The 19,492-nt window shown below is 68.5% G+C and carries 19 protein-coding genes; 6 read left to right on the top strand and 13 right to left on the bottom strand.

Translation table 11 applies throughout. The annotated features are described in order from the left end of the window. Positions 1-38: 38 nt before the first annotated feature. From QWY80_RS06455 to QWY80_RS06445, 3 genes are all read right to left on the bottom strand, one after another. The gene (locus QWY80_RS06455; RefSeq protein ID WP_290229903.1) at positions 39-1,646 is read right to left on the bottom strand and encodes a carboxyl transferase domain-containing protein; all 1,608 of its coding nucleotides are present in this window, start codon (positions 1,644-1,646) and stop codon (positions 39-41) included. Between the two features lie 159 nt (positions 1,647-1,805). After that, on the bottom strand, positions 1,806-2,975 hold the full coding sequence (locus QWY80_RS06450; protein WP_290229901.1) for an isovaleryl-CoA dehydrogenase: 1,170 nt from the start codon (positions 2,973-2,975) through the stop codon (positions 1,806-1,808). Between the two features lie 277 nt (positions 2,976-3,252). Next, on the bottom strand, positions 3,253-4,194 hold the full coding sequence (locus QWY80_RS06445) for a sodium-dependent bicarbonate transport family permease (RefSeq protein ID WP_290229900.1): 942 nt from the start codon (positions 4,192-4,194) through the stop codon (positions 3,253-3,255). Positions 4,195-4,311: 117 nt separating this feature from the next. Between QWY80_RS06445 and QWY80_RS06440 the strand changes: the two genes are divergently transcribed. Beyond that, positions 4,312-5,271: a LysR family transcriptional regulator gene (locus QWY80_RS06440; RefSeq protein WP_290229899.1), complete on the top strand. Its 960-nt coding sequence runs from the start codon at positions 4,312-4,314 to the stop codon at positions 5,269-5,271. Between the two features lie 27 nt (positions 5,272-5,298). Here QWY80_RS06440 and QWY80_RS06435 read toward each other — a convergent pair whose 3' ends face one another. Genes QWY80_RS06435 through QWY80_RS06425 form a run of 3 tightly spaced genes read right to left on the bottom strand, consistent with a single transcriptional unit; the run spans position 5,299 to position 7,581 of the window. After that, positions 5,299-6,114, bottom strand: a complete 816-nt coding sequence (locus tag QWY80_RS06435) for an ABC transporter substrate-binding protein (protein WP_290229897.1) — start codon at positions 6,112-6,114, stop codon at positions 5,299-5,301. Positions 6,115-6,154: 40 nt separating this feature from the next. After that, complete coding sequence (locus QWY80_RS06430; RefSeq protein WP_290229896.1) at positions 6,155-6,880, bottom strand: ATP-binding cassette domain-containing protein; 726 nt, start codon at positions 6,878-6,880, stop codon at positions 6,155-6,157. After that, on the bottom strand, positions 6,877-7,581 hold the full coding sequence (locus QWY80_RS06425) for an ABC transporter permease (RefSeq protein WP_290229895.1): 705 nt from the start codon (positions 7,579-7,581) through the stop codon (positions 6,877-6,879). The genes QWY80_RS06430 and QWY80_RS06425 overlap by 4 nt, the downstream gene beginning before the upstream one ends. Positions 7,582-7,697: 116 nt before the next feature. On the opposite strand from QWY80_RS06425, the gene QWY80_RS06420 reads away from it, so the two are divergent. Then, the gene (locus tag QWY80_RS06420; protein ID WP_290229894.1) at positions 7,698-8,588 is read left to right on the top strand and encodes a substrate-binding domain-containing protein; all 891 of its coding nucleotides are present in this window, start codon (positions 7,698-7,700) and stop codon (positions 8,586-8,588) included. 217 nt (positions 8,589-8,805) lie between these two features. On the opposite strand, the gene QWY80_RS06415 is transcribed toward QWY80_RS06420, so the two are convergent. Further along, positions 8,806-10,602, bottom strand: coding sequence for an NAD(P)/FAD-dependent oxidoreductase (locus QWY80_RS06415; protein ID WP_290229925.1), 1,797 nt, complete (start codon positions 10,600-10,602; stop codon positions 8,806-8,808). Positions 10,603-10,956: 354 nt separating this feature from the next. Here QWY80_RS06415 and QWY80_RS06410 point away from each other — a divergent pair, with 354 nt between their 5' ends. The 3 genes from QWY80_RS06410 to QWY80_RS06400 all read left to right on the top strand — a co-directional run bounded on the left by QWY80_RS06410 (position 10,957) and on the right by QWY80_RS06400 (position 14,230). Continuing rightward, positions 10,957-12,921, top strand: a complete 1,965-nt coding sequence (locus tag QWY80_RS06410) for a sigma-54-dependent Fis family transcriptional regulator (protein WP_290229893.1) — start codon at positions 10,957-10,959, stop codon at positions 12,919-12,921. 62 nt (positions 12,922-12,983) lie between these two features. After that, a complete protein-coding gene (locus QWY80_RS06405; RefSeq protein ID WP_290229892.1) occupies positions 12,984-13,706 on the top strand; it encodes a lipoyl protein ligase domain-containing protein in 723 nt (240 codons plus the stop codon). A gap of 86 nt (positions 13,707-13,792) precedes the next feature. Then, on the top strand, positions 13,793-14,230 hold the full coding sequence (locus tag QWY80_RS06400; RefSeq protein ID WP_290229891.1) for a copper chaperone PCu(A)C: 438 nt from the start codon (positions 13,793-13,795) through the stop codon (positions 14,228-14,230). Between the two features lie 33 nt (positions 14,231-14,263). On the opposite strand, the gene QWY80_RS06395 is transcribed toward QWY80_RS06400, so the two are convergent. The 3 genes from QWY80_RS06395 to QWY80_RS06385 are packed head-to-tail and all read right to left on the bottom strand — an operon-like array spanning position 14,264 to position 15,736. Beyond that, on the bottom strand, positions 14,264-14,686 hold the full coding sequence (locus tag QWY80_RS06395) for a hypothetical protein (protein WP_290229890.1): 423 nt from the start codon (positions 14,684-14,686) through the stop codon (positions 14,264-14,266). Then, positions 14,680-15,111 (bottom strand): hypothetical protein, encoded by a 432-nt coding sequence (locus QWY80_RS06390; protein WP_290229888.1) that lies wholly within the window; start codon positions 15,109-15,111, stop codon positions 14,680-14,682. The genes QWY80_RS06395 and QWY80_RS06390 overlap by 7 nt, the downstream gene beginning before the upstream one ends. Then, positions 15,083-15,736: an SCO family protein gene (locus QWY80_RS06385; RefSeq protein ID WP_290229887.1), complete on the bottom strand. Its 654-nt coding sequence runs from the start codon at positions 15,734-15,736 to the stop codon at positions 15,083-15,085. Before QWY80_RS06385 ends, QWY80_RS06390 begins: the two co-directional genes overlap by 29 nt. Positions 15,737-15,893: 157 nt before the next feature. On the opposite strand from QWY80_RS06385, the gene QWY80_RS06380 reads away from it, so the two are divergent. Then, complete coding sequence (locus QWY80_RS06380; protein ID WP_290229886.1) at positions 15,894-16,721, top strand: intradiol ring-cleavage dioxygenase; 828 nt, start codon at positions 15,894-15,896, stop codon at positions 16,719-16,721. 47 nt (positions 16,722-16,768) lie between these two features. Here QWY80_RS06380 and QWY80_RS06375 read toward each other — a convergent pair whose 3' ends face one another. The 3 genes from QWY80_RS06375 to QWY80_RS06365 form a co-directional block, all read right to left on the bottom strand. After that, a complete protein-coding gene (locus QWY80_RS06375) occupies positions 16,769-17,173 on the bottom strand; it encodes a VOC family protein (RefSeq protein WP_290229924.1) in 405 nt (134 codons plus the stop codon). A 98-nt stretch (positions 17,174-17,271) separates the two neighbouring features. After that, entirely contained in the window at positions 17,272-17,745 is a 474-nt protein-coding gene (locus QWY80_RS06370) for a LabA-like NYN domain-containing protein (RefSeq protein WP_290229885.1), read from the bottom strand. 252 nt (positions 17,746-17,997) lie between these two features. Further along, positions 17,998-19,416, bottom strand: a complete 1,419-nt coding sequence (locus QWY80_RS06365; RefSeq protein WP_290229884.1) for an FAD-binding oxidoreductase — start codon at positions 19,414-19,416, stop codon at positions 17,998-18,000. Between the last annotated feature and the right edge of the window lie 76 nt (positions 19,417-19,492).

Raw genomic sequence — 19,492 nt, 5'->3', positions numbered from 1 at the left:
TCTTCCTTCTTCCTTCTTCCTTCTCGCGCTTAGCGCGCCTACATCCTGAACACGCCGAACGTGGTGTCTTCGATCTCGGCGTTCATGGCCGCGGCCAGCGACAGCCCCAGCACGTCGCGGGTCTGGGCGGGGTCGATGACGCCGTCGTCCCACAGCCGCGCGCTGGCGTAGTAGGGGTGACCCTGGTGCTCGTACTGCTCGCGGGTGGGCTGCTTGAAGGCCTCTTCCTCCGCCTTCGTCCACTCGCGGCCCTCGCGCTCGATCTGCTCGCGCTTGACCTGGGCCAGCACGCCGGCGGCCTGCTCGCCACCCATCACCGAGATCCGCGCGTTGGGCCACATGAACAGCATATTGGGCTCGTAGGCGCGGCCGCACATCCCGTAGTTGCCGGCGCCGAAGCTGCCGCCGATCAGCACGGTGTACTTGGGCACCTTGGCGCAGGCCACGGCGGTTACCAGCTTGGCACCGTGCTTGGCGATGCCCTCGTGCTCGTACTTCGAGCCGACCATGAAACCGGTGATGTTCTGCAGGAAGATCAGCGGGATCTTCCTCTTCGCACAGAGCTCGATGAAGTGTGCGCCCTTCACCGCGCTCTCGGAGAACAGCACGCCGTTGTTGGCGACGATGCCCACCGGGTAGCCGTGGATATGCGCGAAGCCGGTGACCAGGGTGTCGCCGTAGTAGCGCTTGAACTCGTCGAAGTCGGAGTCATCGACGATGCGCCCGATCACCTCGCGCACGTCGTAGGGCTTCTTGAGGTCGGTGCCGACGATGCCGTAGAGCTCGGCCGGATCCAGGCGCGGGGGCCTGGGGTCCTGGCGCTTGAGCCGGCCGCGCTGCTGCCAGTTGAGCCGCGAGACGCAGGCGCGGGCCAACTGCAGGGCGTGGGCGTCGTTCTCGGCGTAGTGGTCGGCCACGCCGCTCACGCGGGTGTGGACGTCGGCGCCGCCCAGGTCCTCGGCGCTGATGCTCTCGCCGGTGGCGGCCTTCACCAGCGGCGGGCCGCCCAGGAAGATGGTGCCCTGCTGCTTGACGATGATCGACTCGTCGGCCATGGCCGGCACATAGGCGCCGCCGGCGGTGCAGGAGCCCATCACCACGGCGATCTGCGGGATGCCCTCGGCGGAGAGCGTCGCCTGGTTGTAGAAGATGCGCCCGAAGTGGTCGCGGTCGGGGAACACCTCGTCCTGGCGGGGCAGGAAGGCGCCGCCGGAGTCGACCAGGTAGAGGCACGGCAGGCGATGCTTGCGGGCGATCTCCTGGGCGCGCAGGTGCTTCTTCACGGTCAGCGGGTAGTAGGTGCCGCCCTTGACGGTGGCGTCGTTGGCGACGATCACGCACTCCACGCCCGAGACGCGGCCGATGCCGGTGACGATGCTGGCGGCGGGCACCGTATCCTCGTAGACCTCATGGGCGGCCAGCGCCGAGAACTCCAGGAAGGGCGAGCCCTCGTCGAGCAGGTGGTCGATGCGGTCGCGCACGAACAGCTTGCCGCGGGACTCGTGGCGGGCGCGGGCCTTGTCGCCGCCGCCCTGGGTGATGGCCGCGGTCAGCTCGCGCAGCTTCATCACCTCGTGGCGCATGGCCTGCTCATTGGCCTGGAAGGTCTCGCTGCGCGGATTGATCTGGGATGTCAGGATGGACATGTTTCGGTTCCTGAACTGGCTCGCGTGGCTAGGCACACGAGGTGCTGGGACATGGCCAAGAAGAAAGAAGTAAGAGATAAGAGGGAAGAGATGAACCCGGTCTAATCTGGATGCTCTTCGCCTTTTCTTCCCTCTTCCTTCTTCACTCTTACGTCTTGTTTAGGCCGATTCGTTGAAGACCTCGCGGCCGATCAGCATGCGGCGGATCTCGCTGGTGCCGGCGCCGATCTCGTAGAGCTTGGCGTCGCGCAGCAGGCGGCCGGTGGGGTACTCGTTGATGTAGCCGTTACCGCCGAGCAACTGGATGGCGTCCAGCGCCACCTGGGTGGCCTTCTCGGCGCAGTAGAGAATCACCCCAGCGGCGTCCTTGCGCGACGTCTGGCCGCGGTCGCAGGCACCGGCCACGGCGTAGAGGTAGGCGCGGCAGGCGTTCAGGGTGGTGTACATGTCAGCGATCTTGCCCTGCACCAGCTGGAACTCGCCGATGGGGGTGTCGAACTGCTTGCGCTCGTGGATATAGGGCACCACCACGTCCAGCGCCGCCTGCATGATGCCGATGGGGCCGGCGGCGAGCACGGTGCGCTCGAAGTCCAGGCCGCTCATCAGCACCTTGGCGCCACGGTTGACCTCACCCAGCACGTTCTCGGCCGGCACCTCGCAGTCCTGGAACACCAGCTCGCAGGTGTTGGAGCCGCGCATGCCCAGCTTGTCGAGCTTCTGGGCGGTGGAGAAGCCGGGCATGCCCTTCTCGATGATGAAGGCGGTGATGCCCTTGGAGCCGGCCTCCGGGTCGGTCTTGGCGTAGACCACCAGGACATCGGCGTCGGGGCCGTTGGTGATCCACATCTTGTTGCCGTTGAGCACGTAGCCCTCGCCGCGCTTCTCGGCCTTGAGCTTCATGGAGACCACGTCGGAGCCGGCGCCTGGCTCGGACATGGCCAGCGCCCCGACGTGCTCGCCACTGATCAGCCGGGGCAGGTACTTGGCCTTCTGGGCGGCCGATCCATTGATCTTGAGCTGGTTGACGCAGAGGTTGGAGTGGGCGCCGTAGGACAGCCCCACCGAGGCGCTGGCCCGGGAGATCTCCTCCATGGCGATGCAGTGGGCGAGATACCCCATGCCGCTGCCGCCGTCCTCGTCCGGCACGGTGATGCCGAGCAGGCCCATGTCGCCGAACTTCTGCCACAGGTCGTTGGGGAATTCGTTCTTCTCGTCGATCTCGGCGGCGCGCGGGGCGATCTCGTCGCGGGCGAAGGCGTTGACCTGGTCGCGCAGCATGTTGAGCTCGTCGTCGAGGCCGAAGTCGAGGGGCTTGAAGGGCGTAAGCATGGCGTGGCTCCCGTGTCTTTCAGGAGTCGTGCCGCCTGCCGGTAAGGCGCGGGGCGGGCACGACGGGCAGTGTCAGGCGGTCGATGCCGGTGTAGGCCCAAGCCTAGAATAGGTTTACGTTAACGTAAAGTGCAGCTTTCAGGGGTTCGACGAATGTCGAATCCCCGATGAGGCACCCGGTCCCCTGAGGATAGCCGGTTCGACCGGCCATCCGGAGGGTGGCGCAGCGAGGGGAGCCGGGTGCCCCGTGGGAGCAGCGAACGGCCGTGGATGCGGGTCAGCTCGCCAACCAGCCTATCAACTGGTGATAGAGGGGGATCCCCAGCATCACGTTGAGCGGGAAGGTCAGGCCCAGGGCGGCGAGCATCGCCAGGCCGATGTTGGCCTCGGGGATGGCAGTGCGCATGGCGGCGGGCGCGGCGATATAGGAGGCGCTGGCGGCGAGCGCGGTGAGGATCAGCAGCGACCCGGCGGGCAGGCCCAGCGCCAGGCCCACGGCGAGGCCGCTGAGGGCCAGCAGCGGCGGGGTGAGCAGGGCGAAGGCGAGCAGCCGCCAGTGGCGCCAGGGCAGGGGGCGCAGGGTCTCGGCGGCGGTCAGGCCCATCTCCAGCAGGAACAGTGCCAGCACCGCATGGAAGGCACCGGTGAGCAGGTCGGTGACGTTGGCGCCCTGGGCCGGGCCGTACATGGCGCCGATCACCACGCCGCCGGCCAGCAGGATCACGCCGCGGTTGGTCAGGGTCTCGTGCCACAGGCCGCTCAATGCCTCGCCGGCCTCGGCGCCGCGATAGCGGCGATACAGGGCGATGGCCACCATGATCGCTGGCAGCTCCATCATCACCAGGTAGAGGGTGACCTCGGCGCCGATGGGCAGGCCGCGGCCCTCGGCGAAGGCCAGCGCCACGGCGAAGGTGCCGGCGCTCACCGAGCCGTAGTGGGCGGCCAGGCTGGCGCTGTCGGCGGCGGAGAGGCGCACCAGACGGCGCAGCACCGGCATCAGCGCCAGCGGGATCAGCGCGCCCAGCGCCGCCACCGCGGCCAGCTCCGGCACCAGCGACCAACCCAGGTTGCCGTAGAGCGCCATGCCGCCCTTGAGGCCGATGGTCAGCATCAGCAGCAGGCTCAGGGTGTCGTAGGCGGCCTTGGGAATGGTCAGGTCGGACTTCACCAGCCCGGCCAGCAGGCCGAGCAGGAAGAACATCACCACGATATCGGGCATCTGGGAATCTCGCGCAGCGGGGAAGGAATCGCCGCGCATTGTGCGAAGTCCGGGGCATTGATACCAATTAAGATTTCAGTAAGTCATCATAGATGATCATCTATGATGGAGGGGCCCATGAATATCCGACACCTGACCTTCCGGCTGCTGCAGGTCCATGTGGCGGTGGTGCGCGCCGGCTCGATCAGCGAGGCGGCGCGCCGGCTGCACCTCACCCAGCCCACCGTCTCGCTGCAGCTCAAGCGGCTGGCCGAGGCGGTGGGCGAGCCGCTGCTGGAGAGCCGCCAGGGACGCCTGGTGCCCACCGAGGCGGGTGGCGAGCTCTACCGGGCCAGCCGCGAGGTGCTGGGGTGCTTCGACGACTTCGCCGATTACCTCACCTCGCTGCGCGGTGGCGAGCGGGGACGCTTCTCCATTGCCTTGGTCAATACTGCCCAGTACGTGCTGCCACGGCTGCTGGGGCCCTACAGCCATGCCTTCCCCGAGGTGGACGTCACCCTGCACATCGGCAACCGCCGCCAGATGCTGACCCGCTTCGAGCGCCAGGAGGACGACCTCTACGTGTTCAGCCATCCGCCGTCGCTGGCCCACGCCCTGGCCGGGCGCTTCCTGCGCAACCCCCTGGTGGCGGTGGCGCCGCGCGGCCATCCCCTGGCGGGGTGTGAGCGGGTGGCGATGGGCGAGCTGCTCCGGGAGCGCTTCCTGTTGCGCGAGCCGGGCTCGGCCACGCGCATGCTGTTCGAGAGCTGGCTGCAGGAGCAGGGGCTCTCCCTGGGTCCGACCTTGCAGATGGCCAGCAACGAAGCGATCCGCGTCGGCGTGGCCTCGGGGATGGGGCTCGCCGTGCTCTCCGAGCACGTGCTGCCGCCGGAGCATCCGGACCTGGTGATCATGCCGGTGGCCGGGCTACCCATCGAGAGCCACTGGCAGTTCATCGTGCGCCGCGACCGCCGCCTGGCCCACGCGGCGCTGGGCTTCCTGCGCTTCGCCGCCGGCCACCTGGACGAGTGCGTCGAGCCGCGCTTCCTCAGCAACGAACTCGAGGGGCTGCTGGCGGGATTGGGGTCAGACCCTTAAGTATTCTGAAGGGTCCGACCCCAAGGTTTAGTTAGCGGCGTTGGGGAAGAACAGCTGCTCGCCGTTCACCTCGAAGTCGGCGATGGCCTGCTGGCCTTCGTCGGAGAGCAGCCACTCATGCCACTGCTCGGCGAGGTCGTGCTTGAGGTGGGGGTGGCGCTCGGGGTCGATCAGCAGGCTGCCGTACTGGTTGAACAGCCCCTCGTCGCCCTCGAAGAGCAGCTCGAGGTTCTGGGGGTTGTCGAAGGCGACCCAGGTGGCGCGGTCGGCCATCACGTAGGCGTCCATGCCGGCGGCGGTGTTCAGGGTCGGGCCCATGCCGCTGCCGAGTTCGCGGTACCACTCGCCGCCCGGCTCCACCCCGGCGGCCTCCCAGAGGCGCAGCTCGGCGCGGTTGGTGCCGCTGTCGTCGCCGCGGGAGGCGAAGGGCGCCTCGGCCTCGGCGATAGCGGCGAAGGCCTCGTCCGCCGATTCGGCGTCGGCGATCCCGGCCGGGTCGTCGCCGGGGCCGATCAGCACGAAGTCGTTGTACATGACGTCGGCGCGTTCGGTGCCGTAGCCCTCCTCGACGAAGCGCTCCTCGCCCGCCGTGTCGTGCACCAGCAGGCTGTCGGCATCGCCGCGGCGAGCGATCTCGAAGGCCTGGCCGGTGCCCACGGCCACCACGCGTACCGCGATGTCGGTGGCCTCGGTGAACTGGGGGATGATGGCGTCGAAGAGCCCCGAGTTCTCGGTGGAGGTGGTGGAGGCGAGGGTGATGTGGCGCTCCTCGTCCTGGGACACGGCGGTCATGGAGAGGCCCATGAGGCCGATGGCGGTCAGCGTGACTCCTGCCTTGTACATGGGATCTTCCTTATCGTGCTGGGTGCGTGTCGGGGCCGGGTCAGACGACCAGCTCGCCCCGGATGAAGGCCCTGGCCTCGGGCGAGGCGGGGGCCGTGAAGAAGGTCTCCGTGGGGGTGTGTTCCAGCAGGCGCCCGTCGTGGAGGAAGAGCACGTCGTCGGCCAGGCGTCGGGCCTGGTGGAGGTCGTGACAGCTCATCAGGATGCGCGTGCCGCGGGCATGGAATTCCCGTACGGCGTCCTCGACGGCCTGGATGGCCGCCGGGTCCAGCGCCGAGGTGGGCTCGTCGAGGAACAGCACCTCGGGCTCCAGCAGCCAGGCCCGGGCCAGGGCCAGGCGCTGCTGTTCGCCGCCGGAGAGCACCCGGGCCGGGCGCTTCTCCACGGCGGCGAGGCCGAAACGCTCCAGCGCCTCGCGGGCCAGTGACCGGCGGCGGGTGCGCGGCGTGCCCTGGACCGCCAGGGCATAGGTGAGGTTGGCCAGCGCCGAGCGCTTGAGCAGCACCGGGCGCTGGAAGACCATCGCCTGGCGCGGCACATGGCCCTGCCAGCGTACCCGGCCCTGACTGGGCGGCAGCAGGCCATGGGCGAGGCGCATCAACAGGCTCTTGCCGGCGCCGTTTGGGCCCATCAACAGGGTGCGGCGGCAGCCCGCCAACCGCAGGTCCACCGGGGCGAGCAGCCGCTGGCCGCGATGCATGAAACCGGCGCCCTCCAGCAGCAGGGTGGGAATATCGTCCAGCAGGGGGGCCGTCATGTCGTTCATCCCAGTCGTCTCCGCGCCGATTCGCCCACCAGGTAGGCGCCGGCGTTGATGAGTGCCACCAGTCCCAGCAGCACGATGCCCAGCCCCAGGGCGAGGGGCAGGTCGCCCTTGCTGGTCTCGAGCACGATGGCGGTGGTCATCACACGGGTCACGCCGTCGATGTTGCCGCCCACGATCATCACCGCCCCGACCTCGGCGCTGGCGCGGCCGAAGCCGGCGAGAATCACCGTGACCAGGCCGAAACGCGCATCCCACAGCAGGGTCGGGATCATGCGCAGCCGCGAGAGCCCCAGCGACTGCAGCTGCTCGCGGTATTCGTGATGGAGTTCCTCGACCTGCTGGCGGGTCAGGGCGGCGATGATCGGCAGTACCAGGATCACCTGGGCGACGACCATGGCGGTGGGCGTGAACAGCAGGCCGAGCTCGCCCAGCGGGCCGGCGCGCGAGAGCAGCAGGTAGACGCAGAGCCCGGCCACCACCGGGGGCAGGCCCATCAGGGCGTTCAGCGCCACCACCAGGATGCCATGGCCGGGGAAGTGCCACAGGGCCAGGGCCGCGCCCAGGGGCAGGCCGATCAGCGCGGCCAGCAGCACGGCGCTGCACGAGACCTGCAGCGAGAGCCGCACGATGTCGAGCAGGTCGGGGTCGAGACTGAGGATCAGCGCCAGGGCGGTCTGGAAGGCGTTGGCGTCCTGGGACATGGCGTTCTCCGACGGTTCTCCTGCATGATGTGCGTTGATGCTGGTATCCGCATCCAACGCAGTAATGGGTGCAGTATCCTGCAGGAAAACGACATGAAGGCCGGAGGGGAGGCCGCATGGAGACGCCGCCGTACGCCTACCTGACCACCGCCGAGGTGGCCGACTACCTGCGCCTCAAGGAGCGCAAGGTCTACGACCTGGTGCGCCAAGGCGCCATCCCCTGCGTGCGCGTGACCGGCAAGCTGCTGTTTCCGCGCCACAGCATCGACCTCTGGCTGATGAACCACCTGGAGGGCGACCAGGCGGCCAGCCGGCCGGTACCGCGGGTGCTGGCGGGCAGCCAGGACCCGTTGCTGGAGTGGGCCAGTCGCGAGAGCGGCGCGCAGCTGGCGCTGCTCTGCCAGGGCAGCGGCGATGGCGTGCGTCGCCTGCTGGCGGGGGAGGCGATGCTCGCCGGCCTGCACCTGCTGGATGCGCCGTCCGGCGAGTACAACCGCCCCGAGGCGCTGGGGCTCGGCGGCATGCGCGACCTGGTGGTCCTGCGCTGGGCGAGGCGACGCCAGGGGCTGCTGCTGGCGCCGGACAACCCGTTGGGCATCGCCTCGCTGGAGGACCTGCTGGACGCCGCGCCTCGCCTCGCCCATCGCCAGCCCGATGCCGGCGCCCAACGCCTGCTGCACTGGCTGCTGGCCAGGGCCGGCATCGATGCCGGTCGGCTGCGCTTCACGGCGCACCCCTCGCTCAGCGAGGACGACCTGGCGCTGGCGATCCGCCAGGGGGAGGCCGATGTCGGACTGGGCGTGGAGTCGGCGGCGCGGCGTCAGGGGCTGGCCTTCGTGCCCCTGCACGAGGAGGCCTTCGACCTGGCGCTGCGCCGGCGCAGCTATTTCGAACCGCCGGTGCAGCGGCTGCTGGCCTTCGCCCGCGAGACCCGCTTCGCCGAGCGTGCCCGGGCGCTCGGCGGCTATGACGTCGGCGAGCTGGGCGAGGTGCGCTATAACGCCTGATGGGGGGCACAGGACTCAGCCCCTGGGGCGGCGACCTTCACCTTGACCTGGTGAGGGTCCCTGAGGATCGGGATCTCGGCCGCTTCCACGCGAAGGTCCCTGGCCTCGTATCAGACCGCGGCTTTCATGGTGTCCTGACTCATGTCGGTACCTTTTCATGCTATCCATGACCTCCGGCACCCACCGGGTGCCGGAGGTCATGGGAGGTGGCATTGCTTCAGGAGAGGTGATGCACCTCCTGCAGGCCGTAGACGGGGGTGGGGATGCCTTCCATGCGCGCCTTGAGTTGCAATGCCAAGTAGCGCGAGTAGTGACGCGACTGGTGCAGGTTGCCGCCGTGGAACCACAGCGCCTCCTGCTGGGTGGGCTTCCACATGTTGCGCAGCTCGCCTTCCCAGGGACCGGGGTCCTTGGCGGTGTCGGAGCCCAGCCCCCAGCACTTGCCGACCTTGTCGGCGACCTCCTGGGAGATCAGCCGGGCCGCCCAGCCGTTCATGGAGCCATAGCCGGTGGCATAGACGATCAGGTCGGCGGGCAACTCGGAGCCGTCGGTGAGGGTCACCGAGCGCGGGTTGATCCGCTCGATGCCGACCCCACTGCGTAGCTTGATGTCGCCGTTGGCGACCAGGTCGCAGGCGCCCACGTCGATGTAGTAGCCGGAGCCCCGGCGCAGGTATTTCAGGAACAGGCCGGAGTCATCGGCGCCGAAGTCGAGCAGGAAACCGGCCTCTTCCAGCTTCCTGTAGAAGTCGGCATCCCGCTCGCGGATGGCGTCGAAGGCAGGACGCTGGAAGTCGGGCAGAACCTTGTAGGGAAGCGAGGCGAAGAGCAGGTCGGCGGTGTCGTGGTCAATGCCGTTCTGCACGGCTTCCTCGGAGTAGAGCGGGCCGAGGACCTCCTCCATCAGGGAGTCGGACTTCACCACATGGGTCGAGGAGCGCTGCAGCATGGTAACGTCGGCGTCGTGTTCCCACAGTGCTGCGCAGATGTCGTGCGCGGAGTTGTTGGAACCCACGATGAGGCACTTCTTGCCGCGATAGGCATCCGGTCCGGGGTGCTGGCTGGAGTGCTGTTGCTCGCCCTCGAAGGTCTCGGCGCCTGGGAACTTCGGGACGTTGGGCATGCCCGACATGCCGGTGGCGAGTACCAGCTGTTTGGGGCGCAGCGTCACTCGTTCGCCGTTGCGGTCGACCTCGACGATCCATTCGCCACTCGCCTCGTCGTAGCGGGCACTCTCGCATTCGGTGGAGCTCCAGTAGTTGAGTTCCATCACCTTGGTGTACATCTCCAGCCAGTCGCCGATCTTGTCCTTGGGGGCGAATACCGGCCAGTTTTCGGGGAAGGGGATGTAGGGGAGGTGGTCGTACCATACCGGGTCGTGCAGGCACAGTGACTTGTAGCGGTTGCGCCAGGAGTCGCCGGCTCGTGGATTGCGCTCGATGATCAGGGTCGGCACGCCCAGCTGCTTGAGGCGCGCACCCAGGCCAATCCCGCCCTGGCCACCGCCGATGATCACGCAGTAGGGCTGCCGAGTGTAGCCGAGCTCCTCCTGCTCGCGCTGGCGTGCCTCGAGCCAGGTCTCGCGCGCCTTGTTGGCACCATGCTCGGCGCCCTTGGGGCGGTAGTGGCCCTGCGGCTCGGGGTGGTCCTTGAGTTCCTGCATGGTGGTCAGCAGCGTCCAGCACTTGCCGTCCTTCAGCCGCAGGTAGCCCTTGCCGTGGGCCGCGACGGTCTCGAAGGTGATCCAGGCCTCGGTGACCCCGTTCGCCTCGCTGGCCTCGCCATCGAGACGCCAGTGGGTGGGGTGGGTCTCGGCCAGGGTGGCATTGAGCATGGACTGGATGGCGTCCTGGCCTTCCAGCGTCTTGAGGTTCCAGGTGAAGGCCACCAGATCCCGCCAGTAGCACTCCTCCCCGAACAGGTCCATGACCCGCTGGATGTCGCGCGTCGTGAGGGCGGACTCGAACTCGCTGAGCCACTGCCGGACATCCTGAGTTGGCGTGTGTGTTGTCATCATTGTTCTCCGCTCGTGGTGCGTGGGTAATCCCCTTCGCTCCACGCAGGATGCGTGCCAGCCTCGGTAGGACGGTGGGTGTGAATTTCTATCTCGATGATAGGAAAGGGATTTTCACGGAGATGCGCAAGGTGGAAGGGGCGGCCGGTGCCGCTTGGCAGCGGCCTCGGCGTGACAGTTGTCACGCCGGCGGGTGTCCGGGGGGTTACAGGTGTAACCCCCTCGACCAAGGGTGAAGACGCCCTCGATTGACACCCGGTCGGCACGGCATAGGCTGGAAGCAGGTCTTCCAGACCACCATGAAGGCCCGTCACCACCTGTGGTGGCGAAACAAGGTCTCCGGGAGGCAGTGACGTGACTCTGGGCATCCAGCAACGCCAGCATATCGAGACTCTGATCCGGCTCGGCGAGGGACGACTCGCGGAGCCGGCTTCATGCCGCGACGTGATTCGTCGCTCCTGGGAACGCTGCGTCGATGAGTATCGTCTCGACCCGAGCCGGCCGCGTCCCGTGCGGGTGCTGACTCAGCAGGCCTTGCGCGAGCACCGGGAGCCGGTGGACGAGCTGCTGCATGTGGCCCGGGCGGGTGTCGATCAGCTCTTCACTCAGGTGGCCCCCCTGGGGTACGTGCTGCTGCTGACCGACCGCCGCGGCATCACCGTGGAATTTCGCGGCTTCCGCGATCAGGATCGCGCCCTGCGGCGTGCCGGCCTCTATCTCGGTGCCGACTGGGACGAGCGCTATGCGGGAACCTGTGCCGTCGGCACCAGCATCCACGACACCCAAGCCCTCACCTGTCACCGGAGCGAGCATTTCGACGCGACCCATATCGCCCTGACCTGCACGGCGGCTCCCATCACCGACCCACAAGGGCGGGTCATGGCCGTGCTGGATATCTCGGCCCTCCAGTCGCCCCGTGCCCAGGAGAGCCAGAACTTCGGCCTGCACCTGGTGACGCTCTATGCACGGATGATCGAGGACGCCTACTTCCTGCATCGCTACCGAGACTGCCTGATCCTGCGCTATGACACGGCCCGCGAGTTCGTCCACCTCAATGGCCGAGGGCTGATCGCCATGGAGGAAGACGGCAGCATCATCGCCGCCAACGGTAATGGACGGGCCCTTATCGAGGAGCACCTTAGTCGCTGGCCTTCCTGGTCGCCGGAGCGGGCGCCCAAGGCGACCCAGCTGTTCGATGCCGAGATCGCCGATCTGCTGGGGATCCTGGTGTCCGGTCAGGACCAGATCCGGGCCTTCCGTGCCCGTGCCGGCGGCACGACCTGCTTCGTCACCCTGATCGAGCCTCGGGGGCGGCGTATCGCCGGGCAGGCCGCATCGGCATCGCCGACGCCGGTACCGGAACTGGACCGACTCGCTTCCGACGATCCGGCCATGCACCGAGTGCTCAAGCTGGCGCGGCGCCTGCGCAACGAGGACGTGAGCGTACTGATCACCGGAGAGACGGGCACCGGCAAGGAGGTGCTGGCCAGGGCCCTGCATGATGGCGGGGCACGGGGGAAGGGGCCCTTCGTGGCGGTGAACTGCGCCGCCATTCCCGAAGCGCTGATCGAGAGTGAACTCTTCGGTTACCTGCCCGGGGCCTTCACCGGTGGGCGTCGTAAGGGGATGCGCGGCCTGATCCAGCAGGCCGACGGCGGCACCCTGTTCCTGGACGAGATCGGCGACATGCCGTTGCCGCTGCAAACTCGCTTGCTGCGGGTCCTGGCCGAGCGTGAGGTCATGCCACTCGGTGCCGAGCAGCCCGTCCGGGTCGATATCCGGGTCATCACCGCCACACACCGCGACATGAGCGCGTGGATCGCGCAGGGCCGCTTCCGGGAGGACCTCTATTACCGCTTGAACGGGGCCCAGTTGCGGCTCCCGGCCTTGCGCGACCGGGCCGACCGGCACTTCGTGATTCGCAGCGTCTACCAGGCGCTGGCCAGGGAGCGTGAACGGGCCGTGCACCTGCGGGCCGATGCCATGAGTGCGCTGCTGGCCTACGCCTGGCCGGGCAATATCCGCCAGTTGAAGAACGCCCTGGCATTTGCCCTGGCCACCGTCGAAGGGGACGAGATCACGGTGCATGACCTGCCGGATGAGTGCCAGTGCGGGCAGGACGCCACGTCTCTCTTGCTTGAGCAGGTAGCGGATGAGAGTGGGCATGATGACGGACAGGCGTTACAGGCCTTGCTGCAACGCTGCGGCTGGAACGTGAGCCGGGTGGCGCGTCAGCTGGGCGTTTCCCGACCCACGGTCTACCGGCGCATGCGGCGCCATGGGCTGGTCTCACCGAATCAACGCGGGCTCACCCCTTGAGCTCGGCCGAGACCCGGGTCGAGCCGGCCGCCGAGACCATGCATGAATAAGGAGCCCCGACCATGTCGCCAGTCCAGCCCCTCGGCGATATCCAGCTTCGGCTGCAACGGCCCAGCGTGGAGGAGGGACTGGCCCTGGAGGAAGCCTTGCTGGAGTCGATCTGCCAGGGCGAGCGCCGCTTCGGGCTGCTGGCCTGGTCGCCCACGGACCGGGCCCTGGTGATGCCGCGGCGCCACGCACGCCTCGCGGGCTTCCCCGCGGCGAGTCGGGCGCTGCGCGACCGGGGCTGGCCGATCCTGTTCCGGGCCACCGGCGGCACCCCGGTCCCCCAGTGCGAGGCAGTGGTCAATGTCGCCCTGGCGCTGCGCCGCGAGGTCGGCAGTGCCGCGGCCCACCTGGAGTGGGGCTACCATCGCCTGGGGGAGCCCTGGTGCGACTGGCTCGCCTCGCTGGGCGTCGAGGCGGCGAACCTCGGTCCGGCCCCCGGTGCCTACTGCGACGGCCGCTTCAATGTGCGCATCGGTGAGCGCAAGCTGGTGGGCACCGCCCAGCGCTGGCGCCGGGTGCGCGGCAGTCGCGACATGGCGATGCTGGCGCACGGCGCCATGCAGGTGGGCGAGACCCCGGAGGCCCTGGTGGCCGTGGTCAACGCCTTCCAGGTCGCCATCGGCGACCCGCAGCGCTTCGCGGCCGCCAGCCATGTCGCCCTGACCCAGGTGCTGCCCGACCTCGATTCGCAGGCGGCGCTGCCGGGGTTGCTCGAACGCCTGGCGGAGGCCGGTTGACGGCCGGCTGCTACATCCATGTCCGGCATCGCCAAGGGGGGCGTTCGACGCCGAGTCGCCATCCTGGACAAGTGAGGAGGAAGGGGATGCTACCAATCGATAAGCGGCTACTCTGGGCGCTGGTACTGTGGCTGTTTTCTTCTACGGCGCTCGCCGCCGACCTCGAAGTCGAGAACCCACGCTTACGGTTACTGCCGGGGGACCTGCCTGCGGCAGGCTATTACGGCCTGCGCAATACCAGCGACGAAACGATGGTGCTGGTCGGGGCGCAAAGCCCGGCCTTTGCACGGGTCATGCTGCACCGGAGCGTCGAAGACGACGGGCAGGTGCAGATGAGGCATGTCCCGCGGCTCGTCATCGAGTCGGGCGACAGCGTCGACTTTGCCCCCGGTGGCTATCACCTCATGCTCATGGAGCGCAGTCGACCCCTGGCCGTGGGAGATGAGGTGACCGTCACGCTGGAGTTCGAGGATGGCCGGCGCCTGCCGGTGGCGTTTCGCGCCGTCTCGCCGGCCTCGCTGTAGGCGAGCAGCAGCCTGGCGACCAGGCGTGCTCCCTCAGTCTTCCGTCGAGGCTTCCTGGCGTTCTGCCGCTGGCTCGGGGCGGCGGAACGCCGCGCCTGCCAGCGTGCCGACCATCTGCCCCAACGCCACGATCAGCAGGCAAAAGATCACCGGCGCGATCACCACGAATCCCACCTCCCCGAATCTCGCGCTGATGGTGGCGAGCGCCGTGACGGCACTCCAGAGTGCGATGGCCACCAGGATGCGCTTGCCCAGGCCGCCGATGAACCCCAGCGCGAGCCCGATCACCAGCAGCCCTGCCGCGCCCACCGGCACGAGCCCGCCGGAGAAGCCCGCCACGCCCAGGTACAAGCCGCCGAAGGCCACGGTGGCGGCGATATGCGGGGGCCACGACACCGGCGCGTCGTGTCGGCGCGGCGCCTGAGGCGCGCTCGTCATCCGGGCTGTGCTCACCATGAGTCCGCGCTCGCTCGCTTGTTCAGGACGAAGGCGATACAGCCGGCGAAGGTCGGCTGGCCAGGCATCCGCATCACCCAGGCATGCGGGGCGAGCCGTTCCGCGGCGCCGTCGTCGAGCGCCCTGGCCCGGTAGAGCCAGGGCCAGGCCGTGGTGCCGGTGAGGGTCGCGCCGGCGGAGCCCAGCTGCTCCAGCGCGGTGGCGACAGGTCTATCGGGGGGGAAGACGACGACGAGACGATCTCCCGGTTGCGTCAGGAACGTCGCCTCGTGGAACAGGTAGCCGAGGGTGCCTGCGTATGCCAGGCCGAAGGCGCCCAGCAGCAGGATGGCGGCGAGCCAGTGTCTGAGGCGTCGACTGGCGGGCAGGCCGGGGCGCGATCCGGCGACCCGCCATTTACGACGCGAGAAGTAACCGTAGATCATGGGCGATCTCCTCGACCCCATCCTCGGGTCGGATGAGCAGGCGCGCACTCCCCTCACGATCGAACGCCAGCACGTTGCTGCCGTGAGTCACCAGGTAGTGCTCGCCCTCGTTCTCGGCGTCGTGGTGGAAGCTCGAGCCATAGCGGCTCGCCAGTTGCCTGAGGCGTTCCGGCTCGGCGGTGGCGCCTATGAATTGGGCACCGAAGGCGCCGGTATAGCTGGCCAGGCGTTGCGGATCGTCACGCTCGGGATCCACGCTGACGAAGAGCACCTTGACGTGATCGCGCTGCGCTTCCGGCAATTCCCGGAGGGCGGCGCCCAATCTCGCCAGGGTCGTGGGACACACGTCGGGGCAGTGCGTATAGCCGAAGAACAGCAGGGTCACGGCGTCTTCCAGTTGCGCTTCGGTTATCGTCTCGCCGTCCTCCACGATCAGTTCGAAATCGAGGCCGGGGAATCCCGGCTCCAGCGTCCGGGTCTGCCACTGGGGAGCCTCGGAGCAGGCCACGGCCAGCATCACAAGCAGTGCCGCTGCCACGCCGGCGAGTCCCTTCCGGGCGGCGAAGGATCTGCCGCGCTCCCCCGGCAGATGCCGGCACGCTGGCTTGCCGCTCGCGTGTGTCATGCGCCTCCCTCCCGTTCGAAGCGAATCGGTCAGTGGCCGGTCATGACCGCAGCATAGTGCAACGAGGCGGGGATGACGCGCCGCGGTCGACCAGGATGAGTCAGGAAATCGACCGTCTGCGACCTGGCAAGCATTTCCAGTGATGGTAATCATTTGAGTGAAGCGCCAATCGTGGGTAAAGGCGGGCTACGCTATACAGGAAGCGTTCTTCGAGGGCCATGAGATGGCCAAATGGGGCACCATGCCGAGCCGTCAGGGGCTGAGTCGCCGCCAGATACTGCGTTGTGCCGGGGTGGCCGCTGTCGCGTCACTCTGGGGCCGGGCGGGCGGCGTCACGGCGTCGGCCGGCGATGCCGGTGGGGCGCAGGCTAATGCGCCCTTCTGCGTGGCCAGGCCACGCCAGTCCGAGGGCCCCTACTTCGTGGATGCCCGGCTCGAGCGCAGCGACCTTCGTTCGGACCCCACCGATGGGACTCGCAAGCCGGGCGTGCCGGTGGCGCTGACGTTTCACGTCTCCCGGTTCGACGAAGACACCTGCACGCCGCTGGCCGGAGCCGTGGTCGATCTCTGGCAGTGCGACGCCCGGGGCGTCTATTCGGGAGTGCGGGACTTCGCGGGGCGCTTCGATACTCGTGAACAGCGCTTCCTGCGCGGCTATCAGGTAACGGATAGCCGTGGCATGGCCCGATTCACCACCCTCTACCCCGGCTGGTATTCGGGGCGGGCCGTGCATATCCACTTCAAGATTCGTACCGACCCCGAGGCCGAGCGTGGTCTGGAATTCACCTCGCAGCTGTACTTCGATGACGCCCTGACCGATCGCGTGCACCAGCAGCCCCCGTATGCCGAAAGGGGGCCACGCAATGTGCGCAATGACGGAGACGGCATCTACCGGCGCAGTGGCGGAGACGAGCTGGTGCTGGATTTGACCGAAAGCGGAGAGGGCTACACGGGGGACTTCCATCTAGCCCTGGCGATGAATTGAGAGCCGCCCTGGAGAGGCGTTGAGAGCGCAGCCGGTCGGCGGTGATGTCATTTGGGCGGCCCCTTGAGCTCGATGGTATTGCCCTCGGGGTCTTCGAGGTAGAGCGAGGGGCCCGTGCCCTGGGCCCCGGAGCGCGGCTTGGACTCGCCGGCTTCGATGCCGTGGGCGGCCAGGTGGCGGCGAATCGCCGCCTCGTCGAAGGGGGCGAGACGCAGGCAGAAGTGGTCGAGGTTATGGCCGTCCCGGCCGGGTGGCGGGCCACCGCGGCGGCCCAGGGGGCCGTCCACGGGGATCAGGTCGATCAGGGAGTCGCCCGCCCTCAGCTGGATCAGGCCGAGCTCGTCCTGGCGCTTCTCCAGGGTGCAGCCCAGCGCCTCGCAGTAGAAGGCGAGCATGCGGTGCTCGTCGCGGATGCGCAGCACCAGATGATCGATCCCGCGGATGGGTAGCATCACGGCACCTCGCCGGGCTCCGGTGGGTCGTCAAGGAGACTATGGCGCAGGGTGGTGCATTCCACCAGGGGAGCGTCTGGCCCGCCCCGGCCGTCCGCTCACAGCAGCAGGTCGTCCTCGAGGGGCACGAAGCGCGTGGCCGACCGGATCAGCGCCCCGGCGGTGAGCGCGGGCACGCCGTAGACTTCGACCTCCAAGCCGTGTTCGAGACGCAGGGTGTCGGCCAGCAGCGCGAAGTCACCGTCGCCGGAGGCCAGTACCACGACGTCGGCCCGCCCGGCGTGTTTCACCGCATCCAGGGTGATACCCACGTCCCAGTCGCCCTTGGCCGAGCCGTCGGCCCGCTGGATGAAGGGCTTGAGCTTCACCTCGAAGCCGATGGCCCGGAGGATGTTCTGGAACTGGCGCTGCCTCTCGTCGCCTCGCTCGATGGCGTAGGCGAACGCCCTGACCACCCGGCGTCCCCGGGTCGCCCGGGCCCAGAGGGCGTTGTAGTCGATATGCCGACCGTAGGCATGGCGAGCGGTGTAATACAGGTTCTGTACGTCCACCAGCAGCAGTACGTTCTGCATGACGAGGGGCCTTGGGTGAGGAGGCGGGGCCGGCTGCACCGTCCGGGGCAGCGGCGGGCGTCGCCCCGGGAAGTCGTCGGTCGACCGACGTGTCCTGCCCGGCGGTGGGGCATTGGGCAGGCCGGTGTATTCCACCATGGCAGCGTGGCAGTTGACCACCATACAGCAGCGTTACAGCTGTCACGCCGCGGTGCGGCAACGGCCGGGTAGCGCTCGAAGGATTCGGGCGCTACCCGGTCGGCGATTCCCGGCTCAGGCGCCGGGGGCCTGGGTCGGCGCGATGTTCTGATTCAGGCGGAACAGGTTGGTCGGGTCGAAGCGGCTCTTGAGTTCCACCAGGCGATCATGGTTCTGCCGGTAGTTGGCGGAGACCCGGTCGGCGTCGTCCGCGGACATGAAGTTCACATAGCCACCCTCCTGGGAGTGCGGCCGCAGCGCCTGGTAGTAGGCCCGTCCCCAGGCGATGTTGGCCTCGCCGTCGCGGGCGTCCGGCCAGCTCGGCCCGAGGGCCGTGGCAAAGGTCGCCTCCCGGTAGGCGAACGCCGTGGCCTCCGCGGCGACGCGCCGGCAGGCCCCGTCGATGGGGAACAGCAGGGTCGCGGTCTGCGGGCAGGGAATGCGGGCCCCGAAGTCGAGGTGCACGGCGATCGCGGCGTCGGTCAGTTCCCGGCTGAAGCAACCCTTCCAGTAGTGATGCAGCCCGGCGGGGAGCAGTTCGTCGAACAGGGTGTTGATCACCGGGTAGGGCATGCGCTGGACGGACTGTCCCAGCACGGGGCCGAGGCGGCCGAGCCGCTCGCGTATCGCTTCGTCCTCGTCGGCCGGCCCGCTCCAGCAGGTCAGCACCACGACCACCGGCCGGCCGTGCCACCCTTCGGGCACGAAGGGCAGCGGTGGCGCCAGGGTGATGCCGAGAATCGCCCCCAGTGCCTCGGGCGCCTCGGCGATCAGCTCCCGGTAGGCCTGGAGGACCCCGGCCTCGAGCGGATAGAAGGTCGGGCCGCCGAGAATGTCGGCCACCTCGTGCAGGCGGTATTCGAAGGAGGTGACCACGCCGAAGTTGCCGCCGCCGCCACGAATGGCCCAGAACAGGTCCTCGTGGTGGCCTTCGCTGCAGGTCAGGAAGCGGCCCTCGACGGTGACCAGGTCTGCCGCTACCAGGTTGTCGCAGGTCAGCCCGCAGCGCCGCGCCAGGTGGCCGAGGCCGCCGCCCAGCGTCAGGCCGGCGATGCCGGTGCTGGAGACGATACCGCCGGTGGTCGCCAGGCCGAAGGCGGCGGTGGCATGGTTGAGGTCGGCCCAGGTGCAGCCGCCCTCGGCGCGCACGCGGCGGTGCTCGGGGTCGACCCGGATGCCCCGCATGTGCTCGAGGGAGAGGACCAGGCCGTCGTCGCAGGTCCCGAAGCCGGGCACGCTGTGTCCGCCGCCGCGCACGGCCAGGGGGAGGTCGTGCTCGCCGGCGAAGGTGACGCCGGCCATCACGTCGGCGACATCCGCGGCCTGGACGATCAGGGCGGGGCGGCGATCGTGCTGGGCGTTGTAGACCCGGCGTGTCGCGTCGTAGCCCTCGTCACCCGGTCGGATCAGGGCGCCGTGCAGGCGCTGTTCCAGGGCGTGCAGGGCGTTTGCATCCAGGGCGCCATGCCCCGTCTCGATATCGGCAACTTTCATCTCGCACCTCCCGGTTTGGGGTTATCGGACCGCCCGGCGGGGTCGACGCCCCCGTGCGACGCCGGGACGTCGGCGA

This window comes from Halomonas ramblicola (genome assembly GCF_030409215.1).
GTDB classification, from domain to species: Bacteria; Pseudomonadota; Gammaproteobacteria; order Pseudomonadales; family Halomonadaceae; genus Halomonas; species Halomonas ramblicola.
This window is presented reverse-complemented; position numbering and strand designations above follow the sequence as displayed.